Source organism: Bacillus sp. IBL03825, assembly GCF_024712505.1.
In the GTDB taxonomy this organism is placed as follows: domain Bacteria; phylum Bacillota; class Bacilli; order Bacillales; family Bacillaceae_G; genus Bacillus_A; species Bacillus_A wiedmannii.
Map to the genome: position 1 here is coordinate 3,216,867 of NZ_JAMXKE010000001.1, position 25,761 is coordinate 3,242,627.

At 35.2% G+C, this 25,761-nt stretch carries 24 protein-coding genes and 1 pseudogene; 7 read left to right on the forward strand and 18 right to left on the reverse strand.

Annotation, left to right across the window (positions count from 1 at the left end; translation table 11 throughout):
• Nucleotides 1–29 precede the first annotated feature (29 nt).
• Together NHG49_RS16425 and NHG49_RS16430 are read right to left on the reverse strand one after the other, a co-directional pair.
• Nucleotides 30–701 (reverse strand): ABC transporter ATP-binding protein, encoded by a 672-nt coding sequence (locus NHG49_RS16425; RefSeq protein ID WP_064475806.1) that lies wholly within the window; start codon nt 699–701, stop codon nt 30–32.
• Complete coding sequence (locus NHG49_RS16430) at nt 701–1,765, reverse strand: ABC transporter permease (RefSeq protein ID WP_149174087.1); 1,065 nt, start codon at nt 1,763–1,765, stop codon at nt 701–703. The genes NHG49_RS16425 and NHG49_RS16430 overlap by 1 nt, the downstream gene beginning before the upstream one ends.
• A 185-nt stretch (nt 1,766–1,950) precedes the next feature.
• On the opposite strand from NHG49_RS16430, the gene NHG49_RS16435 reads away from it, so the two are divergent.
• Both NHG49_RS16435 and NHG49_RS16440 read left to right on the forward strand, forming a co-directional pair.
• Nucleotides 1,951–2,574, forward strand: coding sequence for an ArsR/SmtB family transcription factor (locus NHG49_RS16435; protein WP_048559929.1), 624 nt, complete (start codon nt 1,951–1,953; stop codon nt 2,572–2,574).
• Nucleotides 2,575–2,642: 68 nt separating this feature from the next.
• Nucleotides 2,643–3,902: an MFS transporter gene (locus tag NHG49_RS16440; RefSeq protein ID WP_258126293.1), complete on the forward strand. Its 1,260-nt coding sequence runs from the start codon at nt 2,643–2,645 to the stop codon at nt 3,900–3,902.
• Between the two features lie 116 nt (nt 3,903–4,018).
• Here the strand turns inward: NHG49_RS16440 and NHG49_RS16445 are convergent, their stop codons facing one another.
• The 6 genes from NHG49_RS16445 to NHG49_RS16470 all read right to left on the reverse strand — a co-directional run bounded on the left by NHG49_RS16445 (nt 4,019) and on the right by NHG49_RS16470 (nt 9,195).
• Nucleotides 4,019–4,489: a DinB family protein gene (locus NHG49_RS16445; RefSeq protein WP_064475810.1), complete on the reverse strand. Its 471-nt coding sequence runs from the start codon at nt 4,487–4,489 to the stop codon at nt 4,019–4,021.
• Between the two features lie 201 nt (nt 4,490–4,690).
• The gene (locus NHG49_RS16450) at nt 4,691–6,067 is read right to left on the reverse strand and encodes a sensor histidine kinase (RefSeq protein ID WP_064475811.1); all 1,377 of its coding nucleotides are present in this window, start codon (nt 6,065–6,067) and stop codon (nt 4,691–4,693) included.
• A 1-nt stretch (nt 6,068) separates the two neighbouring features.
• A complete protein-coding gene (locus tag NHG49_RS16455; RefSeq protein ID WP_081257291.1) occupies nt 6,069–6,746 on the reverse strand; it encodes a response regulator transcription factor in 678 nt (225 codons plus the stop codon).
• Between the two features lie 180 nt (nt 6,747–6,926).
• Nucleotides 6,927–7,766 (reverse strand): YitT family protein, encoded by an 840-nt coding sequence (locus NHG49_RS16460; RefSeq protein WP_000747488.1) that lies wholly within the window; start codon nt 7,764–7,766, stop codon nt 6,927–6,929.
• 338 nt (nt 7,767–8,104) lie between these two features.
• A complete protein-coding gene (locus tag NHG49_RS16465; RefSeq protein ID WP_000438999.1) occupies nt 8,105–8,374 on the reverse strand; it encodes a 2TM domain-containing protein in 270 nt (89 codons plus the stop codon).
• Nucleotides 8,375–8,553: 179 nt separating this feature from the next.
• Nucleotides 8,554–9,195, reverse strand: a complete 642-nt coding sequence (locus tag NHG49_RS16470) for an ATP F0F1 synthase subunit alpha (RefSeq protein WP_064475812.1) — start codon at nt 9,193–9,195, stop codon at nt 8,554–8,556.
• Nucleotides 9,196–9,468: 273 nt separating this feature from the next.
• On the opposite strand from NHG49_RS16470, the gene NHG49_RS16475 reads away from it, so the two are divergent.
• Both NHG49_RS16475 and NHG49_RS16480 read left to right on the forward strand, forming a co-directional pair.
• Nucleotides 9,469–10,500: a S66 family peptidase gene (locus tag NHG49_RS16475; protein ID WP_064475813.1), complete on the forward strand. Its 1,032-nt coding sequence runs from the start codon at nt 9,469–9,471 to the stop codon at nt 10,498–10,500.
• A 196-nt stretch (nt 10,501–10,696) separates the two neighbouring features.
• On the forward strand, nt 10,697–11,092 hold the full coding sequence (locus NHG49_RS16480) for a DUF3224 domain-containing protein (RefSeq protein ID WP_000454078.1): 396 nt from the start codon (nt 10,697–10,699) through the stop codon (nt 11,090–11,092).
• Between the two features lie 233 nt (nt 11,093–11,325).
• On the opposite strand, the gene NHG49_RS16485 is transcribed toward NHG49_RS16480, so the two are convergent.
• The 10 genes and pseudogenes from NHG49_RS16485 to NHG49_RS16530 form a co-directional block, all read right to left on the reverse strand.
• Entirely contained in the window at nt 11,326–11,703 is a 378-nt protein-coding gene (locus NHG49_RS16485) for a hotdog family protein (RefSeq protein ID WP_258126296.1), read from the reverse strand.
• 87 nt (nt 11,704–11,790) lie between these two features.
• Entirely contained in the window at nt 11,791–13,038 is a 1,248-nt protein-coding gene (locus tag NHG49_RS16490) for a DUF1015 domain-containing protein (protein WP_258126297.1), read from the reverse strand.
• A 13-nt stretch (nt 13,039–13,051) separates the two neighbouring features.
• Nucleotides 13,052–14,224 carry a 3-phosphoglycerate dehydrogenase family protein gene (locus NHG49_RS16495; protein ID WP_258126298.1) on the reverse strand — a complete coding sequence of 391 codons (1,173 nt, stop codon included), beginning with the start codon at nt 14,222–14,224 and terminating at the stop codon, nt 13,052–13,054.
• A gap of 12 nt (nt 14,225–14,236) precedes the next feature.
• Nucleotides 14,237–15,319 (reverse strand): 3-phosphoserine/phosphohydroxythreonine transaminase, encoded by a 1,083-nt coding sequence (serC, locus tag NHG49_RS16500; RefSeq protein ID WP_258126299.1) that lies wholly within the window; start codon nt 15,317–15,319, stop codon nt 14,237–14,239.
• Between the two features lie 211 nt (nt 15,320–15,530).
• Entirely contained in the window at nt 15,531–15,722 is a 192-nt protein-coding gene (locus tag NHG49_RS16505) for a DUF378 domain-containing protein (protein ID WP_000670802.1), read from the reverse strand.
• Nucleotides 15,723–15,811: 89 nt separating this feature from the next.
• Nucleotides 15,812–16,879 (reverse strand): glycoside hydrolase family 113, encoded by a 1,068-nt coding sequence (locus tag NHG49_RS16510; protein ID WP_258126300.1) that lies wholly within the window; start codon nt 16,877–16,879, stop codon nt 15,812–15,814.
• Between the two features lie 770 nt (nt 16,880–17,649).
• The gene (locus NHG49_RS16515; RefSeq protein WP_000018399.1) at nt 17,650–18,102 is read right to left on the reverse strand and encodes an SMI1/KNR4 family protein; all 453 of its coding nucleotides are present in this window, start codon (nt 18,100–18,102) and stop codon (nt 17,650–17,652) included.
• 14 nt (nt 18,103–18,116) lie between these two features.
• Complete coding sequence (locus NHG49_RS16520) at nt 18,117–19,349, reverse strand: WXG100 family type VII secretion target (RefSeq protein WP_240368458.1); 1,233 nt, start codon at nt 19,347–19,349, stop codon at nt 18,117–18,119.
• Between the two features lie 648 nt (nt 19,350–19,997).
• Nucleotides 19,998–20,211: pseudogene (locus NHG49_RS16525) on the reverse strand (alpha/beta-type small acid-soluble spore protein).
• A gap of 50 nt (nt 20,212–20,261) precedes the next feature.
• Nucleotides 20,262–21,140 carry a CPBP family intramembrane glutamic endopeptidase gene (locus NHG49_RS16530; protein WP_088047162.1) on the reverse strand — a complete coding sequence of 293 codons (879 nt, stop codon included), beginning with the start codon at nt 21,138–21,140 and terminating at the stop codon, nt 20,262–20,264.
• Between the two features lie 360 nt (nt 21,141–21,500).
• Here NHG49_RS16530 and NHG49_RS16535 point away from each other — a divergent pair, with 360 nt between their 5' ends.
• The 3 genes from NHG49_RS16535 (at nt 21,501) to NHG49_RS16545 (ending at nt 25,521) form a co-directional block, all read left to right on the forward strand.
• Nucleotides 21,501–22,838, forward strand: coding sequence for an erythromycin esterase family protein (locus NHG49_RS16535; RefSeq protein ID WP_088047161.1), 1,338 nt, complete (start codon nt 21,501–21,503; stop codon nt 22,836–22,838).
• A gap of 201 nt (nt 22,839–23,039) precedes the next feature.
• Nucleotides 23,040–23,618, forward strand: coding sequence for a sensor domain-containing protein (locus NHG49_RS16540; RefSeq protein ID WP_088047160.1), 579 nt, complete (start codon nt 23,040–23,042; stop codon nt 23,616–23,618).
• A 115-nt stretch (nt 23,619–23,733) separates the two neighbouring features.
• Nucleotides 23,734–25,521 carry a helix-turn-helix transcriptional regulator gene (locus tag NHG49_RS16545; protein ID WP_258126305.1) on the forward strand — a complete coding sequence of 596 codons (1,788 nt, stop codon included), beginning with the start codon at nt 23,734–23,736 and terminating at the stop codon, nt 25,519–25,521.
• The last annotated feature ends 240 nt before the right edge of the window (nt 25,522–25,761 follow it).

A 25,761-nucleotide genomic window follows, 5' to 3' on the forward strand; every position in this document is an offset into this window, starting at 1 on the left:
GCACATTTATGTGTGATTGTCTTTTTTCTTTATATTAACTTCCCATCTCTAAGCGTCAATATACGATCACATACATCAAGCATTCTTTCATCATGCGTAATCATAATTGCTGCTTTTTGGCTCTCTTTCACTTCACGTTTCATCATTTCAACGACTTCACGTGCGCGTTTTGAGTCTAAACTTGCTGTTGGTTCATCCGCTAATATTAAGTCGGGGTTGTTCATAAACGCACGAGCGATTGCTACCCTTTGTTTTTCCCCGCCAGATAGTTGATTTGGATAATGATTTTTTCTTTCTCCTAATCCAAATGCCGCTAATAAATGATCCGCACGCTTTTCTGAGTCTTGTTTGTTTTCTTTTTTAAGCTTTGCAATATAAAGCAATTGTTCTTTAACATTTAAATATGGAACAAGATTTGCAAACTGGAAAATGAAGCCGATTTTTTTCAAACGAATGTCTGTCATTTCCTTTTCTGATAACTGTGTAATATTTTGCTCACGAATGTAAATATCCCCTTTTGAAGGTGATAATAATGCACCCGCGATTGATAATAACGTACTTTTCCCTGATCCAGAAGGACCAACGATTCCGATAAATTCTCCAGCTTTCACATCAAGGGACATCGGATGAAGGGCTGTTACTTCCGTATTCCCTTCTCCGTACACTTTACTTACTTTGTCTAATTTCAATAATGAAGTCATTACATCCCGCCTCCAATTGCTTCTAATGCATCAACTTTTAATACTTGGTATAACGAAATAAGTGTTCCTAAAATACTAATTACGATAAAGATTGCTGCATATTGTGCAATCATCGGTGTTGTTAATAAGAACGGCATACCTGCTGGTAAAATTTGTTCTAATCCTTGTACAAGGACAATACTAATTACCATCGCAACGACTGATAAGAATAACGCCTGCACGACTAAGCTATTTGCTAAATAAGAATTCTTTGTACCGATTGCTTTTAATACACCTAATTGTTGTGTTTTTTGCAGTGTAATGACGTAGAAGAATACACCGATTAGTAACGCAGCGATAACAAGTAAGAACGCAATGATCATCGTTAATGTTCCTTGCTCTTCTTTAAATCCTGGAATACTTTGTAATACTTCTTTTTTGTCGATAACATGTGCATTTTTAATTTCTTTATCTGTATGCAGCGCAATTGCACTATAATCTTTTTGGTTTGGTTGTGAAATAGAGCCCCATACGTCTTCATTTACATACACGACTGGTGTATGGCTAAACATTTGGTCTTTCGTAAATCCAACAATTGTAAATTCTTTCTTTGAAACAGGATCAATAATTGTATCGCCAATATCGATTCCTTTTTCTTTAATTGATTCATCAGCAACCATTTCGTTATTTGCTGTACCTAATTTCTTACCTTTTACAATGTTCGGTTCTAAAAATGAATCACGTTCACTGGAGAAAATAGCAACATCCACTTTTTTCGAACTATCTTTCTTTTCATACGTTGAAACTTTCACACGAAACGGAACGGCCTCTTTCTCGCCTACTTGATTTACTACGTTATCTACATCATCTTTCTTAATTTGTGAACGAAGTAATTTATTTTCCGCATCATCTGCTAAAACAAACTTGTTTGCCTCCATATTTTGAATCGATGAAGCATTATCATATGATAGTCCATTTGCTAATCCTGAAATAACAAGAACTAAAAATGATAATAACACCATAATCAGTCCGATTAATCCGTATCTTAATTTTGATTGTTTCAATTCACGCAGAGCTAAAAACATTTCGCTCGCTCCTTCCTCTTTTTTTCTATGCACTAATCATAAAAAAGAAATATGAACGGAATATGAACAGAAGATTACAGAGGGGAAGATTTAATTTTCAGAAAGTATTGAAAATAACTAGAATCCTTGATACAATTCAGTCAAATAATCTTGACCGAGTAATTTTATTTAAGGAGTTGATCATTTTGAAGCCCATGTTAACACTCACTACTTATAGCCAACTAAAAGCAATAAGCGATCCACTACGTGTCGAAATGATGATGCGTCTATGCGAACGTCCTTATACAGGACAACTACTATCTGAGAAATTCGGCATTCCAAGGGCGAAAATTCATTATCATTTAAAAGAATTAGAAAAGAATGGTTTTATAGAAATTGTTTATACAGAAGAAAAGAATGGCATCATTCAAAAGTTTTATCAATCTGTCGCTAAAGGCTTCACCCCTGCCGCGAACCTATTACCTCATTTAGAAATATTAAGCGAATCCGGTCGCCAAATCTTTTTACAAATGACGGAAATGACGAAAAGCCATATTCTCGCTGCACCTGAAGAAGCTTTTACATTACGGAAAATCAGCGAAGATCCAGCTGAGTGGAATTACGTTTCATCTTGCTGGGAGTTTGATGCTACGCCAGAACAATTTCAAGTGTGGGTGAAAAAGTTTTATGAAGTGATGTCTGAATTAAACGAGATTACAAAAGATGCAGATAAAGATCCAAATAGTAAATCTTATTACATTTCTACTACTGCACTACAAATCGACGAACGAGCGATGCAGCGCTTTGTGAAAAAAGAAGAAAAATCGTAATACGATTTTTTTACATAAACGGTCAAATTTATTTTACCGAATAAATTTATTATAAAGGAGTAGATTAAATGGACATATTGAAAAACCGGAATTTCCTCTTATTGTTTTTAGGGAGAATTTTTACAAACATAGGAGATAGTTTGTATTATGTAGCGGCGATGTGGCTCGTATATAAACTGAGTGGTAATCCTTTTTATTCTGGATTGGCTGGTTTCCTTACATTATTACCTTCTGCACTTCAATTTCTTACCGGTCCATTCGTTGATAGATGGTCAATCAAAAACACCCTCGTCATTACACAAGTTTTGCAATGTATTCTTATATTAATCATTCCTATTACACACTACTTCGACCTATTAACTGTTCAACTACTACTCATCATTATGCCTATCGTAGCCTTTATCGAACAATTCACCTATCCCGCACAATCAAAAGCTTTACCACTTCTATTGAATAAAACACAATTATTAAAAGGAAATTCACTCTTTTCATTTGCATATCAAGGCATTGATTTAATTTGCACGACGCTTTCTGGCATATTAGTAGCACTACTTGGCGCAATCACTTTATATGTAATCGACTCTTTCACATTCGCGATTACTGCCCTTTTGTTCTTTTCATTGAAAATGCCAAAGCAAGCGGAAAACAATACATCACTTTCAACTAAACAATATTTCTCTGATTTAAAAGAAGGCTTTTCGATCGTCTTCCGTTCATTAATGGGCGCCTTCTTAATCGGTTCAGTTGTCGCTAATTTTTCAATCGGTATGACAATGGCGATACTCCCTTCTTACGCTGATTCTGTTGGAGGCGTGAAAACATATGGCTTCTTCTTAGCTGCTATATCAGCAGGTAGTCTCATCGGTGCATTATTCAGTTCATGGGTTGGCAAACGTAATGTTGGCCGTGTCTCCATTATTAGCTTTGCGACTGGCGCTATCTTTTGGTTTCTCTCTACGATTGTACCGTTTCAATGGCTATCTATTCTCTTATTCGGCCTAGCTTGGATACCAATCGGTGCCACCAACATATTATTTGCGACAATTAGTCAAATTGCAATTCCAAATCAATATCTTGGACGCATTAACTCAGTCATGCGAAGTATGGGCACAATTGCTATGCCGTTCGGTTCTTTAATTGGCGGATACACCGCAAATGTATTTAGTAGCCAACTCATTTTTGCGCTCGCTAGCATCGGTATTTTATTTATTTCTCTCATATGGCTGCTTCATCCGAAATTACGAGCATTGCCGAAAGCTGATGAAATTACAGCGGATACTTTTGGAGTTCATTTTAGGGAAGAGCGCGGGAAAGGTACAGCTTTATAGCAGGAACAAACATAACCCCGTTCTAGATTTGGGACGGGGTTAAAATGTAGTTATTTAATTTTGGATGTAAAATACTTCACTAAAAATATAACAATAGCACCAACTAAAACGTTCAATTAACGATTTGATGGCCAAGACCCCTGCATTTTCCTTAATTGAATAATTTGGCCTGTATGATAAGCATCATGAAGCATGATGTCCAGTAATTTCTTCTCAAGTGAATTTTGTTCAAGCTCTTTTTCGGAAATCGCGCTCAATACCTGTCTTAAATTACGCTGAGCATTTTCAGAACGTTCAACGACTTCCTTCCATTCCGTGTCATCATTAGATTGCTTAGTAAGATAAAAAGTGTCATTACCGTCAAGATTATGTGTCCATTCACGGCCTTCCAAGTTTGCAGCAAGCCTCTCTTTGTAATAAATGAGATGATTAACGCTCTCCCAAATGGTATTCGTTGCCTCACCATATGGTTTCCACATAGCCTGTTCGGCTGTAAGTCCTTCTATAGCATGTTTAAACGGTGCATACCAACTCTCTTTATCGAATGTTGAATCTAGTACGTTTAATAACAAGTCAATTCGTTTCAAAGTAATTTCCTCCCTATACGGTTCAAGTTTTAATACAATCCTTATAACTCTGTAGAGATTCTACATGTTTAAATAAACTTCCTCCTGAGCTCACTCCACAAACTCGTCCGATTATGTAATGAAAATGACTCACATTTTTTCACTTTACACGTATACTAGAAACCAAAAAAGAAGAGGCCCTTCCGTAGCAGCCTCTTTCATCTATTTCGGAAGCTCCACCTGAACAGTAGTCCCTTCCCCTTTCGTACTATACACTGAAACGTTTCCGTTATGCAGTTCTACAATCTTCTGTACAATCGATAATCCTAAACCGCTACCTTCTACGTTTCTTGCTCTTGCTGTATCTACTTTGTAAAAACGATCAAATATACGATCCATTTCTTCTGTTTCCATACCAATTCCGTTGTCTGATATATAGATCATCACACTTGATTCTAATTCTTCTACAACAAATTCAATCGTTCCGCCGTCGTTTGAAAACTTAATACTATTCGTAAAGATGTTACTCCATACTTGATGAAGTAAGTTTTCATCGCCTTGTATTGTAATGTCTGGCACATCAAATTCAACAGCGATATCTTTTTCACGCCATTTCCATTCGAGCATAAAAATGACGTCTTTAATTTGCTTCTGCAGATTAAATTCTTTTATTTGCAATACTTTCTCTTCTTTGTCTAAAGAAGCGAGCGTAAGTAACTGTTTACATAAACTAGACATTCGCTTACTTTCGCCCTCAATAATTTGTAAGTAATGGTTTCTTTCTTCTTCACTCATCTTTTCTGTTTGCAATGTTTTCGAAAAACCTTGTATGGATGAAAGTGGCGATTGAAATTCATGTGAAACGTTCGAAACGAATTCTTGTCTCATTTCATCTAACTCTTTTATACTTTTCGTCATCTTTTGGAAGCTTGTAGATAACGTACCAATTTCATCTTTTCGTTTTACATCTAATTCAATTTCATATTTACCACTCGCAATTTTTTGCGTAGCCCTCGTGAACTTACGAATTGGGCGAATGATATACCCTGCTGCAATCGCAATAAAAATAATACTTAATAAAACGATAAACCCTAGTAATACCGCTAGAAAAATTCGCATCTCACCAAATTGTTGCTGAATGTCAGGACGAATGAATAAAGCGTACTGTTTATCACCGTGTTTTACCGGCACACCGACACTATTAATTAATTCATTATCGAAAAACCCCGTAATAAAGAGGCGTGTTGGATATGTAGAAACGCCGTTAAACGTTTCTCCTTGCAATACTTTACGAACGGTGTCATCACTAATTGTCGTCTTACGAAACGCATTGCCAATACGCTTTCCGTTCTTTTGATCATCGACAATATAAATTTCATATCCTAATTTCGCGATAGACTGTAAGTACGCCTCTTGATTTTCTTCACTTTGCTTTTCATATAACGATTTTACTTCTTCCGCATACATTAAAATCTTTTCACTATTGTACGGTTTTAACTTCACTTGATAGTATACATTTGTTAATAAAAAACCGATAATACTGCTAAGTAGCATGATTCCAACCGTCATAAAAACAAATCTAGAGTATAATGATTTCATCTTATTTCAACTCCAACTTATAACCGAGTCCGCGTACTGTCGTAATTTGAAAATCATCCGTTCGTTTTGAGAAACGATCTCTCAGTCGCTTCACATGAACATCAACTGTTCGTTCGTCCCCTTCAAAATCCATTCCCCATACTAATTCAATTAATTCTTCTCTTGAAAATGTCCTTCCCGGATAACTAGCAAGTTGTGATAATAACTCAAATTCCTTTAATGGAAGCAGAATCGTTTGACCATTACACTTTACTTCGATACCTTTACGATCAATTGTTGTTCCATGAAGTGTAATAATATCAGCACTCAGCATTTGATAACGACGCAGTAATGCCTTCATACGGAAAATGACTTCAGCTGGTTCAAATGGCTTTACAATATAATCGTCCGTACCAGAAATGAATCCTTTTTCTTTATCAACTAACTGATCTTTCGCAGTTAATAAAATAACCGGTATATCATGATACTTCCGGATTTCTTCACATAACGTATAGCCATCAACAAACGGCATCATAATGTCTACTATCGCAAGGTGAATATTCTCTTTCTCTAATACGTCTTGTGCTACCTTTCCATCTTCTGCTTCAAAAACTTTAAACCCCTCTTTTTGCAAATGGTAATGTAACAATTCTCTAATATGCTTATCATCATCAGCTAATAAAATATGTATCATCTTCATTAAACCCTCTCTTGTTCATCCTTCTACATCCTTACCTTAAGAAACAATTGGATTTTTTGCAAGAAAAAGAAAAACAAACCAACATTTTAAGATAAATAAAAAGAATCTATTTTGAAAAAAGATTATTCAAAATAGATTCTTACGTTTTAGTATTAAGATTATTTTAATGAAAAGTAATTTCTATGCTTTAGAAATATCTACGAATCCTTCTCCAAATACGTCACGAACATCGTGTATAGCAATGAACGCAGCCGGATCTGTAGTTTGAACAATCCGTTTTAGCTTGACTACTTCTTGCTTATTAATAACAACATAAAGAATTTCCTTCGGAGTTTTCGTGTAATAGCCATGACCTGAGTACACAGTAACCCCTCTGCCCATTAAGGTAGTTACCTTCCCGGCAATTTCATTCGGGTTATCAGAAATAATCGTAATGGCTTTCTTCGGATTTAAACCTTCAATTACAAACTCCATCACTTTCGTTGCTACATATAGCATAATAATTGTTATCATCAGTTTTTCTGCACCAATGATGAAATAAGATGAAAACGCAACAATTAAATCGAAGAACAGTAGACCGTAGCTAATGCTCCATCCTAAATATTTATGCGTCATCCTTGCTAAAATGGTAGTACCTGCTGTTGTTCCGCCAACGCGAATAATAAGACCAATCCCGCACCCAATAAATATTCCTCCGAAAATGGCATTTACAAGCATTTCATCCGAAGCAATCGTCCAACCTTCTGTCAAATGAAGGAATAGCGAATTCGTAACTACAGCGATAATCGTATAAATTGTTGTAATCTTATTCAAAAATTTATAACCAGCTATTAACAAAATCGCATTTAAAATTAAGTTAACTAAGCCTGGTGACCATTCAAATAAATAATACGTAATAATCGTGATACCAGTTACTCCACCCTCACCAAACTCGTTCGGGATAACAAACAAATTGACACCTAACGCAAATAGAAATGCACCAATAATAATAAAAATAATGTCTGTCGTTCTTTTTTTCATACAGTACCTCACTTCTTATGTAAATATTTATTCTGTCATAAACTCTCACCATTATATCGTGGAATATTCAAATCGAACAGTGGTTTATTTTTATTTTAATATAGGATGATAAAACAACTTTATCCTATATCCACATGTAATTTAAAAAGTAAAACAACTGTATTTATTATGTACTACAAGTAAAGTTTTGATTTCACATGCAGTTGATGCTAAAAAATGAATATGAACACTCACTCGCACAAACTTCGAATACAAAACAAATAGGCGAAGCTATAGAATAGACTTCGCATCAAACATTTGATCCCAGAGATTTATATTCATACATTCCAGAAATAAATTTACTTATCTTTCTCCATATATTCTTTAATCTTTCGTTCTTCCCACTCTTTTCCGAATATCCCAACTGGAAAAGTTGTCAAACCGTGTATAACGATACCGATCCCCCAACCTGCAAGTGGATATACAAACCATAATTTACTTGAATCAGAGCTTATATTTATAATAAAAAGCATTAAGTTCACTAGTATATAGACCGTTAAATGAATATAAAACGCTTGTAAATTCTCTACCCTTTTTTTAGCTCGTAAATAAACCTCATCTCGCTCCACCCTTAAACACCTCTTTTCATATTGTTTTTTTCACCTTCGCTCCAGTATTAACATCATATTCTAATCAGAAATCCGTTATTCTCAAAAAAACATAAAACAAAAAAGTACCCATCGAATTATCATACATATGATGATTCGATGGATACTGCATGATACATTTGTTATTTACAAGCGTCTAATTAAGACCAAATCCAAACATCATCATTATTTTCAACGTCGCTCTTTACCTCATGAACTTTTTCAATGTTGTCCGTTGTGTTCCAGTTAATAGAACTTCCGCCCCATCCTACAAACTTCATATCAATTTTTACTTTCTCACCCGTATGAAATACTTGTCCCTTCGTTAAGAAAACATCAATAATAACTTTCTTCCCGTTTAGTGATGGATACTCAACTACGACATATTTAGTAGAACCTTCTCCTTCCTCTTCCCTCGTTCCTACTTTTGATACTTCCCCAATCACATAATCAGGAGAACCATCTTCTTTCATGTGCATACCTAATTTATGTGACGTATTTTCAACTGAATTTGCAATCATATATTCCGTGAAATTACGCATCATAGATCCAGTAACTTTTACTTCATCTCCTACTTTCACATTTGAAAGGGAATCCATATACACACTAACAGGTTCCTCATATTGCTTAGATTTTACGACAATTACACCGTTATCTACTTCTATTACTCGTCCTTCTAACGTCGAGAAATTGGATTCCATAGAAGCGGCACTCGCTTTTGACAGTTCTAATCCTGGTAAATTCGTTCCTGATAATGCTGCGATTCCTAAAGCACCTGCTAAAATTATTTTTTTCATACCCATATGTAACCTCTCCATTCATGATGATTATATTTTTTGATTGGATACGACCAACCTGTAACTATTATAGTTACAGGTTGTACAAAATAGCAACTATCTTTCTTATGCAATGTTGCATACTGTAACTTTTAAATATACTCAACACTAAGACTGAATTCTTAAATACTGGCAGGTAAACGGATTAATGATGAAGAAAATAATGTGATGCATCATATTTTTTCAATGCTACAGTTTGTATAATCGTAGTCCATTACATTATGTAGGAGCGGAGTTAATATGTTAAAGAAACCAAAGAGATTACAGGCAGGAGATATTGTGGCAACAGTAAGTCCTTCATGGGGAGGCGCAGGCGATTCTGAGATAAGATGGCGTTATGAACAAGGAGTAAAAAGATTAGAAGAAGTTTTCGGTCTTACGGTTATCCCAATGCCAAATAGTTTAAAAGGTAGCGAATTCATTTATAACAATCCACAGGCTCGTGCGGAAGATTTAATGACAGCTTTTAAGGATACGCGCGTGAAAGCAATTATTGCGAATATTGGCGGTGAAGATAGCATCCGCTTACTTCCTTATATAGATTTTAATGTAATACGTGAAAATCCGAAAATTTTTATGGGGTACTCTGACGTTACCGTTTCACACTTGTTTTGTCATAAAGCAGGAGTTTCCTCTTTTTACGGTCCAGCCATTTTAACTGATTTTGCCGAAAATGTAGAGATGGATCCATATACAGTTGAAATGGTAAATCGGACTCTCTTTTCAAATGAGACAATTGGCGAGATTCAACCAGCTCCTGAATGGACAAGTGAGCGTTTAGAATGGATAGAGGTAAATAAAGATACAAGGCGTACGATGCAACAAAACAATGGCTATGAACTACTTCAAGGCTCTACTACCGTACAAGGACGCTTAATTGGTGGTTGTATAGAAGTATTGGAATTTGCAAAAGGTACGGAGCTTTGGCCTGAGAAAAAATATTGGGAGAATCGTATCCTTTTCTTTGAAACTTCTGAAGACCATCCAGAACCAAGCTATATAAAGTATTGGTTACGAAATTATGCAGCACAAGGCATTCTGCAAAAAGCAAGGGGCATCATTTTTGGTAAACCAAAAGACGAAATGTATTATGAAGAATATAAACATGAAATACTGCAAGTTATGAAAGAACATAATTTAGAAGATTTGCCGATTCTTTATAATTTAAATTTCGGCCATACCGAGCCAAAGTTTATTTTACCTTACGGCGCAATGGCAGAAATTGATTGTGAAAATGGATCTTTCTCTATTTTAGAGAGTGGCGTGGAATAAAGGAAAACTTTAAATAAGTATAGCCATTTTCCTGATCCTACAGAAAAAATAGCGTGTTTTTTCATTTTAGAGAGTATTTTATTTTGGTTAGCTTGATAGCGCCATGAAAGGACCCCAATAAATAAAATCACTCCTATGAGATATAACTGTGAATTAATACTTTTTAAAAGTATATAATTGGAGGGAGATTACGTGTATGGAAGTAACATTTACAGTAAGTAAATGGGATGAAAAACTAATCGATGATACTAGAAAAGATTTCCCTATCAATATTGCCCATGTTGAATATGATATTGATGGTGAATTAAAAGGAAAAGCTTTTGTTGAATACTTGTTATATTATTTAGACTCAAATATAAATGATGGTCACTTGGCTACTGCTAAAATTTCTGGATTTTTACACTTTGAAGGAATTTATAAGGGGCAACAAGGGACATTTACAGCTATAGAGCAAGGAATATTTGATAAAGGAAATCTAGATTCCCCAGGAACAATTATTAAAGCTACTGGTAACTTAGAAAATCTGAGAGGGTCCTACCATTATCAGTTTACAGGTCAAACTAGTAAACTGATTTTAGAGTTTGAATTTTAGCAAAATATCCTATAATTTAGTGGAAAGGACATTTCTTGTAATACTAGGAATGTCCTTTTTTTGTTGACGAGCTTATTCAACTATTCTTCTATTAGTTAAGAAAAGAACAGAGTATATTACATAACGTCTTATTATCAGTATTCAACGATGCATAAAATTTTCGTTATGGTGGAATTAAAAATCTAAGCTCGAGAGGCATGTGGCCCCCACCTATTCATTACTTTTCCTACTAACTAAAGAATAATCCCAGAAAAACTCCCCTTCATAACTTCTTTTTCAAGTTGATTCCTACATACAAACATCGCAATAATCTTTGTACGATTTTTTTCATCAGGCTCAAATTGTTCAATGGTTACGTCACAACGAATCGTATCACCGCTAAACACAGGACGTAAAAATTCAAAATCCATCTTGCGAGCTAATACGTTATAATCACCGCCAATTTTTGTAGGCAATGTTGATGTTAACAGTCCTTGTACAACGAATCTCCCCTGCTCATCTGGTGTAACATGATGAACACCTTCATCTTTCGATACTTCCGTAAATAACGCAACATCTTCTTTTGTAAAAGTTCGTTCAAAGGTGATTTTTTCTCCTACTTGTAATTTCATCTATACCCCTCCTCAAAAAAAACTTTTAAAATAAGAAAAACCGAAACTAAAAATCATTTCGGTTTTTCAATCTAAAGAAGTCTATATTTACTTTAAAGAATGTACAAACAACCCGCTGCGCAGTTTCGGTTCAAACCACGTTGATTTTGGCGGCATAACTTCTCCAGCGTCTGCGATTGCTAATAAAGCTTCCATTGATGTCGGATATAATGAAAACGCTGCTTTATATTCGCCGCTCTTTACAAGTCGTTCTAGTTCTTCTAATCCGCGGATTCCTCCTACAAAATCGATGCGTGAATCAGATCGCGGATCATGTATTTCAAGTACTTGACTTAATAAATGATCTTGCAGAATAGATACATCTAAACCTTTCACGAGATCATTCGCATCAAACGTTTCCTCTTTCACATTGAGCTTATACCATTTATCGTTTACATACATTCCAAATGTTTTTGGCTCATTTGGTTTATACGGAGAAACAGCTGCTTCTTCTACATAAAAGTATTGTGCAATTTGCTTTAAAAACTGTTCTTCTGATAAGCCGTTTAAATCTTTCACAACTCGGTTATAGTCCCAAATGGATAATTCATCGTGAGGGAATAATACAGATAGGAAGAAATTAAACTCTTCTTCTCCTGTGTAATTCGGATATTGTTCTCTTCGCATGATCCCTACTTTTGCAGCTGATGCAGAGCGGTGATGTCCATCTGCAATGTACAGGTTAGGAATATCTTCAAATAAGTTTACTAAACTTGCAATTACTTCTTCATCAGCTATTTTCCAAGCAACGTGCTTAACGCCGTCTTCTGCTGTAAATGTATAGATTGGCGCATGTTCTTCTTTCCAGCTGGCAATGCAACGCTTTATCTCTTCTTTTGTACGATACGTTAAAAAGATAGGACCCGTATTTGCATCACACACATCTACGTGACGAATACGATCTAGCTCTTTTTCATGACGCGTTCTCTCATGTTTTTTAATTGTATCATCTTCATACTCATCAATAGATGTACAAACGACAAGGCCTGACTGCGTTCTTCCCTGCATCGTCAGTTCATAAATGTATAACGCTGGCTCTTCGTCTTGAATGAACACTTCTTCTCGTATAAATCGATTTAAATTTTCACCCGCTTTTTCATATACACGATCATCGTACGGTGAAAGTGCCGGGTCTAAATCAATTTCTGCTTTATCAACGTGTAAGAAAGAATACGGATTCCCTTTTACAACCTCTCTTGCCTCTTTACTATTTAATACGTCATACGGTAAAGCTGCAACTTCCGCTGCTTTTTCTTCTACTGGACGAATGGCCCGAAACGGTCGGATTTTTGCCAAGTTCCTCTCTCCTTTACACAATCATTCGAACGGCTACAACACCTGTAATTTTGCTTATATTTTCCACTATATTCTCTTTTATTATATCATCAATTCCGTTATCAATATCAATCATTGTGTACGCCCAAGAATGTTTACTACGATTAATCATATCGGCAATATTAATATGATGTTCTGCTAAACATCCTGTAATTTGTCCTACCATGTTCGGAACGTTTTGATGCATAATCGTAATTCGTTTTTTTCCGATATACGGCAGTTCGACGTTTGGATAGTTTACTGAATTACGAATATTTCCTGTCTCTAAATATTCACGTAATTGGCGCGCTGCCATGATCGCACAATTTTCTTCCGATTCAGACGTAGATGCACCAAGATGAGGCGTCGCTGTTACATTTTTCATCTTTATCACATTTTCATTCGGGAAGTCTGTTACGTAATGCGTAATAACATCTTCTTCTAACGCTTTTTGAAGAACATTTTCATCTACAAGTTCTCCTCTAGAGAAATTGAATAAACGCATACCTTTTTTCATCTTCTCTACAGCGTGTTCACCAATAATTCCCTTCGTTTGATTCGTAAGAGGAATATGAAGTGTAATATAATCACATGTTGCAAAAATTTCATCTAAACTAAATGCTCTTTGCACATGTGTTGAAAGGCGCCATGCAGTTTCAACTGAAATGTAAGGATCATATCCGACAACGTCCATTCCTAAAGCTAACGCATCGTTCGCAACTAAAGCACCGATTGCACCAAGGCCAATTACACCTAGACGTTTCCCTGCAATTTCTGATCCAACGAATTGTTTTTTTCCTGATTCAACAAGCTGCGGTACTTCTTCACCCTCTAAATTTTTCGTCCAGCTTACACCGTTAATAATGTTACGTGAAGACATAATAAGGCTGGCGATAATAAGTTCCTTTACTGCATTGGCATTCGCTCCTGGTGTATTAAATACTACAATCCCTTTTTCTGTACATCTCTCGACAGGAATATTATTTACACCAGCACCAGCTCTTGCAATCGCCTTTAAGTCTTTTGAAAATTCTTCTTGGTGTAAAGAATAGCTGCGAAGTAAAATACCATCTGGGTGGTCCATTTTATCCCCTACTTCATAACGCTCTCCGTCAAGAACTTGCAAACCCTTTTCCGCAATTTGATTTAACGTTTGAACACGAAACATATCCCCATCTCCCTATCTATTCTCAAGCTCAAATTCCTTCATATAATTTACTAATTGCTGTACACCGTGTACTGGCATCGCATTGTAAATACTTGCACGCATACCACCGATTGAGCGATGTCCTTTTAACGTAACAAGGCCGCGTTCTTTCGCTTTTTGTAAAAACTGATTGTTCAGCTCTTCTGACGGTGTTGTAAACGGAATGTTCATAAGTGATCGATACGTAGGATCAACTGGTGAAGTAAACAATTTTGATTCATCTAAGAAATTGTAAAGAAGTGAAGATTTCATTCTATTCTGTTCTTCAATCGCAGATACCCCGCCTTGCTCTTTCAACCACTCTAGTACAAGTTTCGTTACGTAAATACTAAAGGACGGCGGTGTATTATATAAGGAGTTATTTTTGCTGTAAGTTTCATAGTTTAACATCGTAGGACAAGAGCAATCTGCTCCCCCAATTAAATCTCTTTTTATAATAGCAATCGTTAAGCCCGCTGGCCCTAAATTCTTTTGCGCTCCCGCATATATAAGACCAAACTTCGTAACATCATATTGTTCTGATAAAATATTTGAGGACATATCCGCAACGAGCGGTACTGTATCTAAACGTGGAATGTCCACATATTTCGTACCCTCAATTGTATTGTTTGTTGTAATATGTACATAATCTAGTTTTTCATCGCCTAGTAAACCATCCAGTTTAGGAATTGTAGTAAACTTCTCTTTTTCAGAAGAAGCAAGCACTTGTACTTCTCCTACTTTTTCAGCTTCTTGCAGTGCCTTTTTAGACCATGAACCAGTCAATACGTACCCTGCTTTTTTGTACGTATTCATTACATTTAACGGTATCATAGAGAATTGTAATGACGCACCGCCTTGTAAAAACAGTACTTCATACTCATCAGGAATGTTCATTAATTCACGAAGTAGTTTACTCGCTTCATCTATAATACTTTGAAAATAAGAAGATCGATGACTCATTTCCATAATAGACATGCCTGTCCCGTTATAATTTACAAGCTCCTTTTGCACTTTCTCTAAAACTGGCAAAGGGAGTATTGATGGTCCAGCTGAAAAATTATATACTCTCTCCATCACCTTAATAACCTCCCTATTTCTCATTTTTATTAATTTTTAAACTTTCTGAATTATAACCCGAAATATAATACGTGGTCAATTTGTTTTCTATTATTACGGCGTAAGACGCAATGGAATCGCTTGCATGTGCAAACTATTTTTTATAAACATACAAAAGAGTGTTAAGTACATAATCGTACTTAACACTCTAGTAGTAATAGAATAATAGCTAATTGTTCGTAAAGAACCGATCAAAAATTTGATAAATAGCAGAAAGACCAAAGAGCCAATAAATAGTGTCCACAAGCGCCGGCATAGAACCAAACCATTTCTCAACTACATTGTAATCTAACGCTACAAATAACCAATTCAAACCGCCAAGAATCACCAAAATTACTGTAAGGTAAGACAAAAATTTCATTCTGATTGCCCCCTAGGTGATAAGATGGTGAAAGACCTTTCACTAGAAATATATGTGGTAAAATTCAAAACTTACCTATTTAATAAAAATTATTTTCGGTACCAGCCGTTAATAACTGCCTCTGCTTCTTTACTATGTATTTGATACGCATGCGTACTATTATGAGAGCCAATAAACCAAATGGAAAAACCTTTAAAATACGGTTTCGTTTCTAATACTTCTCGGTAAGCGCGCCATCCGTTTAATTGTACGTCCTTTGAAAACACATTAGAAACATCTGGATTCCACGGATTTTGTAATCCAAGCTCACGCGCCGGAACGTTAAATCCACCAAAATAAACGGGCTTTCCTGTTGCTTTATGTAATTGTTCCAATTGCTGCACAACATTTTGCCCACGATTATACACTGTCGTCGCAAATAAACTTTGCTTTACTTCTTCGTATGTTGGATTTCTTTTTCCCGAAACTTCAAACCAACTATCGATACTTACAATATCAACCTTTTTTAAATACGGACGATTGATTTTCTCCTTAAACTTTGCTTCATACGAAAGATCAAAGCTTGCTGTTAACCACCAATTCATTTGATACAAAACATTTCCTTTATACTGCTTACGAACAAAATCAATCGTATCGTTCCAGTATCCTTCTGCATATTCCATGTTCACGAAATTAGAGGCAATCTTAAGTCCGTACACATTGTATTTACTCGTAATCGAATGAAAGATGTCTTGCAGAATAACCGTTTTCCAATTCCAGAAGAAATCATTAATATTACTCGGATTCCATTCCGTTTCCCCAACATTTCCTTGCTGAATATACGGGAACGGTTCCACAATAACTTGAATATTACGCTTTGATAATTCTTGAATTAAAATAATAGCCTGTTGCTTTTGCGCTTGATTAATTACCATGTTCGTAGAAGTCACGTTCGGAATATCTACCTGAATCGGTACATTTACTGTATTTAAATTTAAGCGCTCTACATCCGCTAACACTTTCGATACATTTCCAACTTCCCACACCGTTACGTTTCCTGACTTTATCTTTCCTGATTGAACAGTATTCACATCTGCCTGTACATTTCCTTGGAAACAAAAAGAAAACAACATCATACACACTCCTAAAAAACTTACTAAACTCTTATTTTTCTTCACAACTTTCCTCCTGTAATTTTTGGCATTCTTGCTTATTCTATACAACGTTTCACATATATTCCATTAAAAAAAGAGTGGAATTTTCATCCATAAAAATGCTATTCATCCTTTATTCATATCTTATTCATACTAACCTCCTAAAAATAGTAAGGTAAATAAAAAGGAGCTTATTTCCGCTCCTTTTTTGTCCTTATACAATTGAAATTGTCGCCTTCCTTCTAACGGCCTAATTAAATTATATTTTTCGTATAAATAAATTTTTATAATCATAAATGTATCAAAAAAATTTTATCTATATTCGCTTTTTATTTGTATTACTTTTATATTTACTTCATTATTTACTTTTGCAGTTAAGAATTCCTTTGTTCTTCTTTCAAAAATCACACCATCATACAAATAAATGCTTAACTGTGTACAAAGTAATAATTACTTCTTTAAGAAGTACCCATTTTCTTGTCTCAATATATGGACAAGAAAATGGGTACCAAATGAAAGGTGTCTATAGTTAATTCAGCATTCTACACTGTATAATTAGTTCCTACTTTCATGTCTTTCTACATCACAGTTATTGACTTTCTTGAATCCATATTGTTTCCGTATCTCCAGTAATCTTGTTTAAAGTTCGTTCAGCTACAATAACTGTTGATGCTGTAATATAAAGGTAATCCAAAAAAGTAATCGTAATTAAACTTGAGAAAGCGGATGATGGTTAGAAAATTAGTAAATCATAAAAAAACGTCCTAGAATTCTAGGACGTTTTTTTAGTTCCCTCAATCTTCTTCTTCGAAATCACGTAGACTAGCAAGTAATTCTGTAAATGTTGAGCAAACAGGATATATTGCTTCCTCTATGTCTTCTTCCTCATGATCCCAGAATACGATTATTGGTGAATCAGTGTTGTTTCGATAATCAAAGCATAGAAGATTGCCGAATGGATCTCTAGCAAAAGGATATATTTTGTCAGGTAATCTATCTTTCGTACTATTATATGTTTCTAGAATTGAATATTTTCTATCAGAATCTAAGGTTAAAAGATTATTAAGTGAATTTTCATCTTGATTTGGAATGTTAAATGTATCTGGCGTTGGATATCCACCATCATATTTTTGTACACAATCAATAAAATCATTAGGAAATTTAATATTTAAGTATTGTTCTAATTGTTTAATTTGGTCATCTGTTACTCTTTTTTCATTTACATTAATCCATGTAATGTGACTCATGGCTAAATACCTCCCTATTTATCGCTATCTTTTCCCCAAATTTTATATCCACCTGTATGACCAGTATCATGATGAGTCTGATAATCTACAAGTTGCATCCTTCCAGTGTCTTGATGATGATGCCATGTATAATGCTCTGGAGTTTTTCCCATTTTAAATAATTGAATTTCTTCATCCGTAAATTTTAAAGCTAATTCAGGACTTTCCATTATTTGTTCATATAATGCCTTACTACACTTTCTAGACTGTGTTGTTCTAGACTTTTTGAAATCTGCCTCTTTTAACATTACCTCGCCTTTTGATTCAAAAATAGGAAATCCTTCAGCATCATACGGAATACCTGTAACAGGGTGCTTATCTCCTGCTAAGTCTCCTTTACGCAAACGAATCGTTTTTGGTCCATTTGCACCTTCATAAGTATACGTAGCTGCTTTCTGTAAATATGGTTGTGTACTACCGACACCTGCATATGAAAGATGATTACCAGCTTTAAATTCATAGTTATTTAATATGTGTAATGCATTTCTGTATGCCGGAGAATTAGTCACAAGTGATTTCCCTTTAGTAAACCCTGTAATAGCAGCCACCTTACCTGCTTGTCCTACTTTATCTAGACCTTTGCTACCAACAAAGCCTGTGAGTAGCGTAGTGACTGCGTAAGCTGCATAATGTTCTCTGCTTTCCAGATCTCCATTCCAAAAATTATTCATAAATATATCTGATACAGTGTTCCATGCAGCAGGAATAGTCTCTCTATAGTTTACAATCGCATCTCGCATATTTAACCAAGTTTCTTTATCTCCTAAAGCTACGAATCCTTTCCATGCATCTACAACACCATCTACAAAACCAGTAGAAATACCCGTCCACGCAGCATTTAAATCCTTTTTATTGAAAAATGACTCTTCTGATTTTGGAGGGAGTTTTCCACACATGGCTCCTTCTTGAATATCAGAGTCAACTAAATTTCCGTCATACGATTCATCCGCTTCTCGGAATTTAACAGCTGCACGTTCTAATTCTACTGCGATTTTATCTAATTCTTGCAAAATGTTAAACATCATTGGTTTTGCTTCATTAAACATCTGATAGAAACGATCACTGCTTGCTCCGCTCCACTGAGAAGCTATATATTCAATTTGAGAGTATAAATCTTTATGTATATATTCTAATGATGATCTCGTATTGCTTACGGTTTTAGCAGCTTGTTCTAATTGTTCCGGTGTTACCTTTATTTGTGTGCTCATTCCATCCCTTCTTTGCATATATATTATGAAAATTATAACATATCATTATTTCATTAAGGGTTAGCATTTGAAAATATCCGTTCCTAAAAGTGAAAGTATATTCCATCATAAAAACAGCTCCAATTCCTCATTAGAGAAAAATGAACTGCCCCCTTAAATAACCCTCGTTGTTATAAAAGACATCACGTTTTTATACTGATAGTATTATAAAATAAGCGGTTTATTAATTTTGCAATGAAATTCATTTTATAGACCCCTCTCTTTGTCAATAATTTATCTATTCAATAAAATTATATATTCAGATATATAATTAATAAAAAAACAAATTTCCGAAAAATATATTTCGGTCATTACATAATTTTTGATATTCGATTGATAGTCATAAGAAAAACATAATAGGGTAACGCCACATGCTCATCAAGCGAAGTTAAAATTATATCCTCAAAATAAAAAAAACGCTATACTTATTGTAAAAACTTTCAACTGGAGTACTGATGAAATCAAAAGAATTGAATCAATGCTTTCAGTATCCGTTGTATTTCTTCCAGAAGTCCTTACTCCTCTTTTTACACAAAAACAGACTGTGGAGAAGATTTTCTCCACAGTCTGAAAAGAATCCATATATGTTTTTTTATTTATCACCTTAACTTACTGTAACCTATATTGTCCTGTTAATTGTTCTTCTGTCATTCGAACTAAGCGTTTTGTAATTTCTCCACCGACAGAACCATTTGCACGTGCTGATGTATCCGGTCCTAATGTGACTCCTAATTCACGAGCAATCACGTACTTCATCTGCTCAATAGCTCTCAGCAGAAATAAGAATCTCATTTGTATTACTTTCATGTCTTTGAACATCCATAATTGCGCCTCGTCATATTTCACTAATTGAATTTAAAACACATCCGTATGCTATTTAGTAAGATTTACTATTCGAGACGTAATTATTGCAGTAATTAAGATAATACTAGCGGTTATCAAGCCAGATTCTCCAATCCAAATCTCAGTTTGATATCCTGTACTTGCACGTGCGAAAGGTCCTTGTATAATGGCATTCCAAGTGGTATGGATGATAACCGAAGGCCAAACGCTACCTGTGATAAGTCGTAAATAAGCTGTAATATAACTGAAGGGCACAATACAAAAATAGATGCCAAGTACTGAAAGTAGGATAGATGATCCCTCTACATATAGACCAGCAATAACAATTGGAACATGCCACGTTGCCCAAATCAATCCACTAATAAGGATAGGCCGTGAAAACTCTGCATCGACTAGCCTTGTGAGCATATAACCTCGCCAACCCATTTCTTCTCCTAAAACTGGGATTAAGTTAAGCAAACTTCCTAAAATGCCGCTCAATATTACTAGATAAATGAAACTGAATGGTTCCGGTAGATACTGAAGTCCAAGTATATTGTAGATCGGTTCTAACATACCACCTTCGGGATGCTGAAACTCCGCAATTCCGCTCAACCAGGCGATAGAATAAGTAATTCCACAAATAATCATAGGTATTAGCAGAGCAAACCCAATCCCCTTCCATATCTTTAAGTTACCGAGACTAAAAGATACATCTTTAAACCCTTCTTTCAGTATTATGCGAGTCAAAATAGAAGAAAATGCTGGGGTAAACATATATACCACAATAAGCGGCATACTTTTAGTAATTATTACTACTACATTTAAGATAATAGAAGTAATGATTAAGATACTCAGAAAGAGTTGAAGTCCTATTTTAGCACGTTGGATTTTATCTTTATTGTGAAACGATTTTGCGTGTAATATCATTGTAATCCGCCCTTCCCCTTTAATTCACTTGTTTATCGAATTTACTTCTTCTCATTTCCACAGACACAACTTAGCATAAAAATATTTTGGCATACAGATTCATTCATCTTTAAAATCCCTCCCAAATTTATAATCTAGTCTTACTTGCGACTCATCAATGTAATTATTATTTATAAGTTGTCATAGCCGATAGTACAAAAGTGTAATGATTAGTCTATGACCTGTGTCAATTAACCTTATGACAATATGTAACTAGAAAATATGATATGGGATAGATAACAATTGAATGAAGGCAATTGTTACGTGCAAGTACATGAATCAATCTTGCTTTTAAAAATAATTCAATTGGGGTGGAAAAAAATGAATAAGAAAAGAATAATTGCAATGGTTAGTACAGCTTTATTAGTCACAGGATGTGGGGAAGTAGGAAACGCTCAAACGGTAGCAGTCGAAAATTCAGGTCAATCAATCCAAAAAAATATAGTTAAATCAATACAATCACAGGCTTATCCATTAAAAACGATAGAGCCGTCAAAATCATTTGAGGATTTAAAACCACTTAAGAAAATGATTGGGAGTGCACAATATGTAGGATTAGGAGAGAATACTCATGGAAGCTCTGAAATTTTCACTATGAAGTTTCGACTTGTGAAATATTTGGTTACTGAGATGGGTTTTACAAATTTCACAATGGAAGAAGATTGGGGAAACGGCTTAAAGCTAAATGAATATATCCAAACAGGAAAAGGAAACCCTAGGGAATTTTTAAAATTGTTATATCCTACTGATGAAATTATAGCCATGATTGAGTGGATGAAAGATTATAATGCTGATTCATCCAATAAAAAAAAGATCCAATTTATTGGGCTCGACTTAAAAACGTTGGACCAAGGTAGCTTTAATAAAGTAATTGATTATGTAAGGGTGCATCGACCAGATTTGCTGGCAGAAGTAGAAGAAAATTATAAAGAATTATCGTCTTTTACTGGAAGTGTACAGGAATATATGAAACTTACTCCTGAATTGAAAGAGCAGTTCAAAGCAAACGCTGAGAGAGTAGCCCGATTACTAAAAGATGAGAATGTGCAAGCCAACACAGAAATAGTTTCACCTGAGTACATCTGGGTGAAAGCAACGGCAAGTGCAATAGAGAAATTTACCACAATGCTACTGCCTAACGACTATCCAAGTATGATAAAGCTACATGAGCAATACTTGGCCGATCATGCAATGTGGGCACAAGAGACATTTGGTGGTAAAACGATGGTTTGGGCACACAATATTCATATTGCTAAAGGCATTATCGATGAGGAATTATACCCTGATGTTGCGGGGCAGTTTTTAAAGGAACGTTTAGACAATAATTACGTCACAATTGGTAGTACAACTACGGAGGGGAATTTCACCTTATACAGCGAATATAATCCTTCCACCGGGGGTAAGATTACAACGGATACGATTCCACAAAATGTAAATAGTTTTAACTATACCCTCGGAAAAGTACCATATAACATGTTTTTATTGGATAACCGTCACCTTAAAGGACAAGCAGAGAAATGGGTTAAAGCAAAAAGACCATTACTAAGTTTAGGGGGACAAATCCTCCCGAACAGTTCGTTATACTTTGATACTTCATTGCTTGAGCAATTTGATATTATTTTTCACATTCGAAAAACAAGTCCATCTCATATTAAATAAAAGTACAAAACAATCCCTTCTTGCATCTGCCAGAAGGGATTGTTTTATGGAGATTAATATAAGCATCTTTTTTAACCAGAAGTAGGTTACTCTCCCCTTTTTAGCATCATTTAGAACTGTCATATGACACTTTTACACTAGTGAGAATGACAAAAAAAGCAGTACAATTCGGTTATTACATAGATAGGAGCGATGAACTTTATGAAATCAAGATTCATCCAGAACGGTTATTTTTTATTGCTAACTTTCGTTACAGGCTTGTTTTATTTTTGTTTTTATCTAATAGCTCTGCTATTCAGCTTCACCCTTTCATTCACGGTAATTGGGATTCCACTAGTTATACGCGTACTACAGACTACTACACCTTTTATCCAATTCGAGCGCATACAGACGAAAATTTATACAGACATTTCAACAGACTCTTACGATAGAAGGATAACAATGGATACATCGAACTGGGCTCAGATGAAATTAGTGCTTACAGATCGTCGCACTTGGTCTGCTGTCTATTGGTTAATGCAGAAATTTGCGATTGGCATTATTAGTCTCATTAGTGCAACCATTTTTTATGTAATGCCACTTATGTTGCTGTTGGCACCACTACTGTATCGATACATCGAAATGAACATTATATTCATACAGATAGATACTTTTACCAAGTCACTCTTTGTAATGTTTATGGGTATAGTATGTATCGCCATAAGTATTAGAATAGTAGATGGTTTGACAAAGAAAATTGGAGGCTATACACGTAGTATGATTCGGCAACTAAATCAATAGAAATTTGCAGTCTGTGAGTAGTATCGCCGTTTTAAAATAAAAAGTATAATAAGGCAGGAAGGATTAAATTATAATATAGGAAGTAAAAAGGTAGGCTATTTAGGGGGTAAATGACTTGTTTGATATGGTTAAATATTGGTTTTGGTATGATTGGATTATGTTAGGAATCCGTCTACTTGCTAGTGTGTCTATCATTCTAGCTACATTAAATTTTCAGGATGGTTTAACATTACCACTTTGGATTATTATTCTTTGGGAAATTATTGCCTTCTCTGTTCCATGGGTAGCCTTACTATTCAATTATAAATATTATTTATTCACAGAAATATTGCTTTATGGTGGACTATGTATATATTTAACCTCTTTATTTCCAGAGGCTTACAATATTTTTCTTATATCAGTGTTTCTTATCGCAGCAAATAGTAAGCATTTGTCCTATTATTGGACAGCTCCAACAACAGTTTTTATAACAACTGGAATTTTCTATGCGGTTGCGCCAAGTAATAGCTATTGGGTTATGGTCATCTATTATGGATTCGCTTATGTAATGGGATTCGCCTTTCATTTATTAATTGTCAATCATAAGCAAAATGAAGCAATTCGTAAACAAAACGCGGTACTTGAGCAGTATATGTCTCAGATTGAACGCATTACACTGGCAGAGGAACGAAACAGACTGTCGAATGAGCTTCATGATACAGTTGGTCACGCTTATACTTCTATTATTATGGGAATGGAAACGTTGCGTACCGAAATTTCTACTGAAATGGGTATACAGAGGCTAGACTCTCTGCTTGAAATGGGACGGAAAAGCATCGAGGACGTGAGAGGTTACCTACATCAAATGGATTCTCCGTGTCAATCGCCTTCCTTGATTCAATCTCTACAAAATCTTGGAGCCGAATTTCAGGAGCACGCCCAGGTAAATGTAAGTTTTCGGACATTCGGAGAGGAATATCAATTGTCTCGGCAAGTGAAGATCGCATTCATTCGTTGCTTACAAGAGTCTCTTACGAATGCAGTACGTCATGGTCAGGGAACTGAAATTATAGTTTCATTGCAGTTTGAACAACAATATACGAGGTTAGAAGTTCAAGATAATGGAAAAGGAAATGTAGAATGGCAGGAAGGCTTCGGTATGAATGCGATGAAAGAGCGGGCAATGAACTTGCAAGGTCAATTGTCTGTATATACAAAGCCAGAGGAAGGAATGCTTGTTACATGTACCATACCACGACAAACTGAAATAAAAGATGGACTTATTCGTTTGTTAATTGTAGACGATCAGCCATTTGTTCGAGAAAGTTTGAGGACATTACTCGATAGATATGAAGATTTAAATGTAGTCGGTTTGGCTGAGGATGGCAATCAAGCCATCGATTTGTGTGGGCGCCTTCAACCCCATGTTATACTTATGGATTTAGATATGCAGCACATGGATGGAATCAAAGCAACCAAAAAGATTAAGCAACAATGGCCACATATCCGCGTATTGATTTTTACAACGTTTCAAGATACCGAACAGGCGTTGGAATCGCTTCGCAACGGTGCGGATGGTTTTTTACTCAAATCTATTGAAACGTTGGAGCTAGCTAATACGATCCGACTTATTCACAAAGGTGGGACACTAATTGATCAGGAAATGTCTCACAAAATATTTGAGAAGTTTGATGAGCAAAAAGAGACACCACAATCAAAAGCAACCGCTTATGAGCTAACAGCTAGGGAGATAGAAATATTGCAGCTAGTAGCAAAAGGACTTCGTTACACTACCATAGCATCAAGGTTATATTTATCGAATGGTACGGTCAGAAATTATGCTTCCACAGCTTATACAAAGCTAGGAGTTCGTAACAAAGAAGAAGCTGTTCAAAAGGCTCTAGAAATTGGAATTATTGAATAACAAAATGTTTTGCGGTGTATAAAAATGAGTAACAAAAAAAGAACGCTTTCTGTGGTTTCTTTTGTAACAGAGTAAATAAGGCCCGTTATCGTATAAGTAAATGTTAAAACACTTACTGTTTTGTCATAATAAAATCATTGAATCTTATCCTCTAAAATACAATAGCCTACTATCAATTTATCTGATAGTAGGCTTTTAAAATTATTTAAGAACTTGGTTATGTTCTAATTTAACAGTTTT